General features: G+C 44.4%; 4 protein-coding genes and 1 pseudogene. 1 reads left to right on the top strand and 4 read right to left on the bottom strand.

All coding sequences use genetic code 11. The annotated features are described in order from the left end of the window. A pseudogene (locus ACLFKQ_RS07030) lies at positions 1-396 on the top strand (IS701 family transposase); the annotation flags it as partial. Between the two features lie 79 nt (positions 397-475). Here ACLFKQ_RS07030 and miaA read toward each other — a convergent pair. From miaA to ACLFKQ_RS07010, 4 genes are all read right to left on the bottom strand, one after another. Further along, positions 476-1,414, bottom strand: coding sequence for a tRNA (adenosine(37)-N6)-dimethylallyltransferase MiaA (miaA, locus tag ACLFKQ_RS07025; protein WP_448999114.1), 939 nt, complete (start codon positions 1,412-1,414; stop codon positions 476-478). A 10-nt stretch (positions 1,415-1,424) separates the two neighbouring features. After that, entirely contained in the window at positions 1,425-1,706 is a 282-nt protein-coding gene (locus tag ACLFKQ_RS07020; protein WP_448999113.1) for a metal-sensing transcriptional repressor, read from the bottom strand. A gap of 232 nt (positions 1,707-1,938) precedes the next feature. Beyond that, positions 1,939-5,886 (bottom strand): DNA-directed RNA polymerase subunit beta', encoded by a 3,948-nt coding sequence (locus ACLFKQ_RS07015; RefSeq protein ID WP_448999112.1) that lies wholly within the window; start codon positions 5,884-5,886, stop codon positions 1,939-1,941. A gap of 49 nt (positions 5,887-5,935) precedes the next feature. Then, positions 5,936-7,816 (bottom strand): DNA-directed RNA polymerase subunit gamma, encoded by a 1,881-nt coding sequence (locus tag ACLFKQ_RS07010; RefSeq protein WP_448999111.1) that lies wholly within the window; start codon positions 7,814-7,816, stop codon positions 5,936-5,938. Between the last annotated feature and the right edge of the window lie 41 nt (positions 7,817-7,857).

Here is a 7,857-nt window from a genome sequence, read left to right as displayed (position 1 = left end):
TTTGAAGATGCTGAAGATATTGACTACTTACTCACAAATGTTGAGGGAGAAATAGTAACCGAGCAATGGATAGTTCAAACTTATGCTCAGAGAAACTGGATAGAAGTTTTCTATCGAGAAGCCAAGGGATGGTTAGGATTAAAAGAGTATCAAGTTAGAGATAAGAAGAGTTTGGAAAGACATTTTATTCTAGTTTTTTGTGCCTATACTTTTATCCTTTGGCATAAGCTTACTGGAGGTTTAAGAAGACGTTGGGCGAACAAACCTTTGGAGACATTTCCTGAAGCATTAGAAGCTTTTCGTACAGGTATATCTTATCGTTTTGTCCAATGGTTGAACCAAAATCGCGACGTATTCGTAGCTTATAAAGCTAGTTTGGGCTTTGTTTGGGCTTGATTTTTGTTTAAGTACCGACTATGCCATCATCTGGAAATCTACGAAATATTCCGTAATTATCAAATTTCAAACTTAATATTTACTGTTCGATAAATACTCTAACTCTAGCCATAATCTCATCCAATAAATCGGGACTATTGCTGTCAAACCATTCTATTGCAGAATTCTTTCTAAACCAGGTGCGCTGCCGTTTGGCAAACTGGCGAGTATGGGTAATAGTCAGAGAAATCGCCTCGTCGAGAGTAATTTTACCCGCTAAATATTGTTTGATTTCGCCATAGCCTAAAGTATTGAGTAGAGGTAAATTCTCGCCATATTTTTGACACAGTTTTTCTACTTCGGCAATTAAACCCAACTCGATCATTTTATGGGTGCGTCGCGTAATTCTCTCGTCTAGAATGTCTACATCACAATCTAAACCTAATTGTAAAATAGGGTAGTTTGGAGCATTTTCTCCTTGTTGATCGCTAATCGGAGTTCCAGTAACATAAAATACTTCTAAAGCTCGTAAAGTTCTAACTTTATCGTTGGGATGAATTTTACTGGCGGCGACGCGATCGACTTGAGACAAAAAGGCATAAAGTTGAGTTTGTCCCAGAACAGCTAGTTGCGATCGCAATTCTGGTTGAGGAGATACGTTGGGGATTTTTAAGCCTTTGGTAATGGAGTTGAGATATAAACCCGTACCGCCTACTAGAAGTGGAGTGGTTGTTGGCACATGCTCAATTAAGTTTCTAGCTTGCTGTTGATATTCGGCGAGAGTTAGAGTTTCAGTTAAGTTTCTAGCTTGCTGTTGATATTCGGCGAGAGTTAGAGTTTCAGTGGGATCGCAGATGTCGATTAAGTAGTGGGGGACTAATTGACGTTCGGCGAGCGTCGGTTTAGCGGTACCGATATCGAACTCCCGATATACTTGACGAGAATCGGCGCTGAGAATTACAGTCTTGAGGCGTCGGGCTATTGATAAAGCTAAATTCGATTTACCAGTTGCCGTCGCACCACAGATAACGATAAGCATTGCTAGCAAATTAGGTTACAAAGCGATCTAAAGCAGCTTTTAATTCTTCAATTTCCGCTTCAATCTTGCCCTCTTTGGCGGCGCGAATCAAACATTCTTCGAGATGTTCGTCTAAAATAATTCTCGCCACGCGATCGACCGCACCTCTAACCGCAGCAATTTGGCATAAGACTTCCGGACAAGGACGACTTTCTTTCACCATCGTTTTAATCCCGCGAATGTGACCTTCAATACGAGATAAACGATTGATGATTTGCTTTAAAGATTGTTCGTCGTGGACGTGAGGAATCATATCTGTTAATTGGTTTTTATCTTAAGGTAATTGATAATTTCGCGCTGGCGCTGGCGCGAGCTATGCTAGAAAACTATTGTAATTAAAAAATTAGGGTACACAAATAAGGTACATAAAATAAGAAGCGAAAGGAAAGACGATCGTTAAATCTTCCCAATCGCTAATTATTTATTAATCTACCTAAATCCTAGTAAATAAAAATCAATTTCGTGCTTGAATCCAATCTAAGCTTCTATTCTAGGTCGTCCATTTCATAGTCATCATCGTCTTCCGAATCGTTAAAGCCAGTATAAGCTCTTGCCGTCTGGTCGTCTAAGATGACATTTTCATCATCACTTAGATCGGGATAAGGATGACGGGGATTGAGATCGCGATCGCTAATGGAATCATCAGAAAGGCGATAATCTAGTTCTCCATTGAAGCCATAAACCGAATTATTGCCGACTCCAGAAGTCTCCATATCGCTGCGGACGGTTAAAGGTTCTTCTTGAGAGCTAAAGCCGGTTCCCGCAGGAATTAAGCGACCGATAATCACGTTTTCTTTGAGACCTCTGAGCCAGTCCGATTTACCTTCAATCGCCGCTTCAGTCAAGACACGGGTAGTTTCTTGGAAGGAAGCTGCCGAAATAAAGCTATCGGTATTCAAAGAAGCTTTAGTAATACCCAATAATACTGGAGTGTACTTAGCGGGTGCGCCTCCCGTAATTGACATGGCTTCGTTGACCTGTTCTATTTGTCGTAGCTCGACTAGTTCTCCCGGTAGGATGATCGTATCGCCACCGTCGTCAATTCTGACTTTAGCCGTCATCTGTTTGACAATAACTTCAATATGCTTGTCCGAGATATCAATTCCTTGACTTTGATATACCGACTGTACTTGATGAACCAGGAAGTTTTGGGCTTTTTGTAGGGCAATCAAAGATGCTTCGTAACAACCTTTTTCTTCTAGATAGTAATCAAAGAAAATTTCTAAGATTTCATGGGGATTGGCAGGACCATCAGTTAGGGGTTCTCCAGGTCCTACTACTTGCCCGTCGGTTACGATTGGATTTTGACTGGGTCCTATAGGATAGTCACTCACTACGCCATCTTCTTCGACAATTTTGATGTCAACGGTTTCGTTTTCCTCAAAGACTACCTGACAAGAACCTGGACGACGACTGAGAATACAGCCTTCTTTGGGTTTACGGGCTTCGAGTAACTCTTCAATACGAGGTAAACCTTGAATGATGTCTCCCGTTTTCGAGCGTTCGAAGACCAATAGGACCAGGTTGTCACCTCTTTGTACCAAATCTCCGTCGTCAATGTGTAGCACTGCACCTGAAGACACGCGGTAGGGACGAGCCTGCCGTAGGGTCAAACTAGTTTTACCGTCTGCCGTTTCTGCCATTTCGACAATCTGTCCTGATTCTTCTAGAGTCACTCCAGAAGTAATCGTGGTACCTGCGACGAGCAAATCTCCCTCTTGACACTGGCATTCGCTTTGAGCACCATCTATTTCCAGATTAATTAAATCGGTGTCATCGCGAACGACTAAAATTCGACGTATTGCTTCGGCATCTTCTCTAATACCCCTGACTTGACCTGAGGTTTGACATTGAATTTCGGTACGGGCAATAGTCGCACCTCTGGGAATTTCTTGTCCGTCTTCTACCAAGACTTTGGTTTTAATTTCTCCACTGTAAGGATCGGCATCGGTATCCCTTCTCAACACTAAAGATTCTAAAATCACCATTTGCAGTCTTTGGATTTCTGGGTCATTTTCATCTGGCTGTAGTTCGATATCGGCACTGAGATTGGCTGCGGCTTCGTCTTCATCGGCAGCATCAATTTCTAGAATCAGTTGAGTACTTAACAGCGATACGCTCTTGACTGATTTGACCCGTTCTCCATCCTTGAAGTATAACCGTTGCACAGAACGTAGTTCGATTTGACGTCCGTCATCCTGAGCAATAGAGGCTTGGGAAGGAACTGCAGGTTCGTCGGCAACCTGAAATTCTTGGACGGGACGTAATAGAAGGGCGACCCCGTCAGTGGTTTCGACTACTTCACCGTATTTGAGTTCTTCTACTGTTACTCCGGGAACTACTTCCGTACCGGGCTGAATTAGCTGTCCATCCCAATTACTACTTACATCATCGAGGAGATGGATTTCTCCTGGCTTGATAATAATTTCGCGCAGAATATCGTTCTTTTGAACGACTTCGGCAACACCAGAAGACTGAGCAAAAATATCTTTAACTACTTCTGTTCCTGCTTCTACGTATTCTCCGTCTTCGACAATTAATAGCGAAATATCCTTGTTAACCTCATGGCTTTCTTCGGGTATCCAGAGTAGGCTGCCTCCTTTCTCGACTTCGTATCCTTGTTTGCGGTTACCTTTGCCGATTTCTACGCCGCCGTACTTAATAATTCCTCCGGTGTGGGTTTCGTAGCGGTCGTCAATTAACTCGGCTACTATCTGATTGTTTTGAACTTTAGTACCTGGAGTAGCTTTGAGTAAGAATTTGCGATCGTCTGCAGTATAAATCACATACTGTTCGCGCCCGCCGTCGCTTTCAATCTCTACTCTTGCTTGGTCTAGAGATACTGAAGCGGTAACGATTTCAATTTCTCTACTGTTAGGAATCATTCTAACTACTCCGCCATTGGCAGAAGTGAGCCTAGTTTGAGCTAAAATCGCTCCCGACTCGACGCGATCGCCATTTTTAACCACTGGTTCGGCACCGGGAAGTAAGTTATAAACTTCTCCCGATAAAATCCACAGCAGTCCCGATCTTTGAGCGACCCGAGTAGTATTGCCCTGACGGTCTTTTTTATCTTCGGGCATCAAATTGGCAAATACTACTTCGCCGGCCAAATCGGAAGTTACATCTTTAGCGGCTTTTTCAGTCGATTTCTGAACTCTAGCTTTGGCAACCTCTACGAGTAATTGATTTTGGGTAACTCCTTCACCATCGCTCACGTGAACTAGAGAACCGATGGTCAGATTGTAGGAGAGGTTTTTACCTTTGTCGGTAACTAAAACCAAATCGCCGACAGTATCTACCTGTTCCCGTTCGTCTCCATGGCGGGTGCGAATTTTTCTCGTACTCAAACCTTTGGTAAATTTAATCTTACCGCTGGTTTTGGCTTTGATTTGTCTGGCTACTTCCCCAGTAAAGACCCCACCGGTATGAAACGTGCGCATGGTTAGTTGAGTTCCGGGTTCGCCAATGGACTGAGCCGCAATAATACCAACGGCTTCGCCCATATCTACCATGTGTCCGTGTGCCAAACTCCAGCCATAGCATTTTTGACAGACCGAACGAGCTGCTTCACAAGTTAGGGGCGAGCGTACTACTACCGATTCGACCCGATTGCCAATTTCTTCTGCCAAATCGCGGTCGATATCCTGATTGCGTGAGGCGACTACCTCACCTGTTTTTGCTTCAACGGCATCTTCGGCTAAAACTCTACCCAGCAGGCGATCGCTAAGAGGAATTAGAGTGCGATCGCCGTCTTTCATTGCCTGTAGTTGGATACCTCTGCTGGTGCCGCAGTCTACTTCTCTGACGATTACATCCTGAGATACGTCTACCAAACGACGAGTTAAATAGCCAGAATCGGCAGTGCGCAGTGCGGTATCTACCAAGCCTTTTCTCGCTCCATAAGACGAGATAATGTATTCGGTTACGGTCAATCCTTCGCGGAAGTTGGTTTTAATTGGCTGGTCGATGATTTCCCCTTGGGGATCTGCCATTAGCCCCCGCATTCCCACGAGCTGACGAACCTGAGATAGGTTACCCCGCGCTCCGCTAAAAGCCATCATATAAACGGAGTTTAGGGGATCGCTAGACCTAAAGTTGGTTACTACCTCATTTTTAAGATTTTCTGAGGTACCGTTCCAGGTGTCGATAACTTTTTGAAAGCGTTCTACTTCGGTAATTTCACCCCGAGCATAACGACTTTCAGTTTGTTTGATCTCAGTTTCGGCAGCTTCTAATAATTGGGACTTAATCGGCGGTACTTTCAAGTCTTCGACACTAATCGACACACCGGCTTTGGTAGCATAACGAAAACCCAAGTTTTTGAGATGGTCTGCCATAGTGGCACAACGTGCCGAACCATAATTGGTAAACGCCAAGGCAATCAGCTTTTTCAGACTACCTTTATCGACGATGCGATTATAAAATTTCATTGCAATTTTTCCTAGCTATAAACTTGATTGTATAAGCGGATCTCACCTATTAAGCGATCGCCAGAGCGTCTTGAATGGTTTTGTTGTAAATAATTCTGCCGATAGTAGTATTGATATACTGCGATAGCTGTTCTCCATTAGCTGCTCTTCTGACACAACGTTGGCGATAGTACTCAATAGTGCTGCCGTCTGCTAATTGTTCGGTTTCGACTATTTCATTGTCGGGTTCGTCGGTTTCTACTTCTCCTTGATAACGCAGCCAAACGTAAGTATGAATGTCGACTTGTCCCTGTTCGTAAGCCGCGATCGCGTCATTTAAACTACCAAAACGCCTTCCCGTCCCTTTAGTTACCCGAGGATTTTCAGCAGTCAAATAGTAACACCCCAAGACCATATCTTGGGAAGGAGCGACTATCGGTTTGCCCGTAGCTGGAGATAAAATATTGTGACAGGCTAGCATTAACAATCTCGCTTCGGCTTGCGCCTCAAGAGACAGGGGAACGTGAACTGCCATTTGATCCCCATCGAAGTCGGCGTTAAAAGCAGGACACACCAAAGGATGTAGCTGAATCGCCCTACCTTCGACCAAAATTGGCTCGAATGCCTGAATTCCCAATCTGTGCAGTGTCGGAGCCCGATTGAGCAATACCGGATGTCCGGCAATTACCTCTTTCAAGACTTCATAGACCCCAGGATCGTTACGCTGGATTAACTTTTTAGCAGCTTTAATATTATTAACCATACCGCTATTAATCAGGCGATGAATGACAAAAGGTTGAAATAGCTCGATTGCCATTTCTCTGGGCAAACCGCACTGATAGATTTTTAGTTTGGGTCCGACGACAATTACCGAACGCCCTGAATAGTCAACTCGTTTACCCAGGAGGTTTTGCCGAAAACGTCCTTGTTTGCCTTCAATGATATCTGAGAGAGATTTTAACGGACGATTATTTGCCCCGACGACAGTGCGACCGCGACGACCATTGTCAATTAATGCGTCTACTGCTTCTTGCAGCATTCTTTTCTCGTTCCGAACGATGATTTCAGGCGCGAGAATTTCTTGCAGGCGTGCCAAACGGTTATTGCGGTTGATTACGCGGCGGTAGAGGTCGTTAAGGTCGGAAGTAGCGAATCTGCCTCCATCTAGCTGTACCATCGGACGTAAATCGGGGGGAATTACGGGAATTGCCGTAACTACCATCCATTCGGGACGTGCTCCCGTGGCGATAAAGTTATCGATAATTCGCAGACGTTTGATTAACTTGGCTCGTTTTTGTCCTTTAGCGTCGTTAATTTCTTCTCGGAGTTTTTCTGCTTCTTCTTCGAGGTTAACTTCCTCTAAGAGTCTCTGTACTGCCTCGGCACCGATGCCCACTTCTACTCCAATTAGTTCGGACTCCTCGCTGTAGAGCTGATCCTCGATTTCAATCCACTGGTCTTCAGTCAACAACTGTTTTGGAGATAGGTTTTGAGCATTACCAGGATCTAAAACTACATAAGCATTAAAGTAAACCACCTGCTCCACATCCCGCAGTGGCATATCCAGCAAAATGCTGAGATAACTGGGAATACCTTTCAGGTACCAAACGTGAGTCACCGGTGCCGCAAGCTTGATATAACCCATGCGATGACGCCGTACTCGGGATTCGGTTACCTCCACCCCACAACGTTCGCAGACGATCCCGCGATGACGTACTCGTTTGTACTTACCGCAGTGACATTCCCAGTCTTTGGCAGGACCAAAAATTCGTTCGCAAAATAGTCCGTCCATTTCTGGCTTGAGGGTGCGGTAGTTAATCGTTTCGGGTTTGGTTACTTCTCCAACTAACTGACCGTTGGGTAATGTTCGTTCGCCCCACTCGCGAATTCTTTCGGGAGAGGCAATGCCGATTTTAACGTAATCAAATCTTGGTTCTTGTAGGTTTCTCATTAATTATCACTAAACTGAATTAAAATTCATGCTGGCTGGGA

The sequence above is a fragment of the Myxosarcina sp. GI1(2024) genome (assembly GCF_053543375.1).
This window is presented reverse-complemented; position numbering and strand designations above follow the sequence as displayed.

What these genes read in the sequence shown, in the direction of transcription:
- ACLFKQ_RS07020 (WP_448999113.1), bottom strand. Translation starts at nt 1,706, where the DNA reads ATGATTCCTCACGTCCACGACGAACAATCTTTAAAGCAAATCATCAAT.
- ACLFKQ_RS07010 (WP_448999111.1), bottom strand. Translation starts at nt 7,816, where the DNA reads ATGAGAAACCTACAAGAACCAAGATTTGATTACGTTAAAATCGGCATT.
- ACLFKQ_RS07015 (WP_448999112.1), bottom strand. Translation starts at nt 5,886, where the DNA reads ATGAAATTTTATAATCGCATCGTCGATAAAGGTAGTCTGAAAAAGCTG.
- miaA (WP_448999114.1), bottom strand. Translation starts at nt 1,414, where the DNA reads ATGCTTATCGTTATCTGTGGTGCGACGGCAACTGGTAAATCGAATTTA.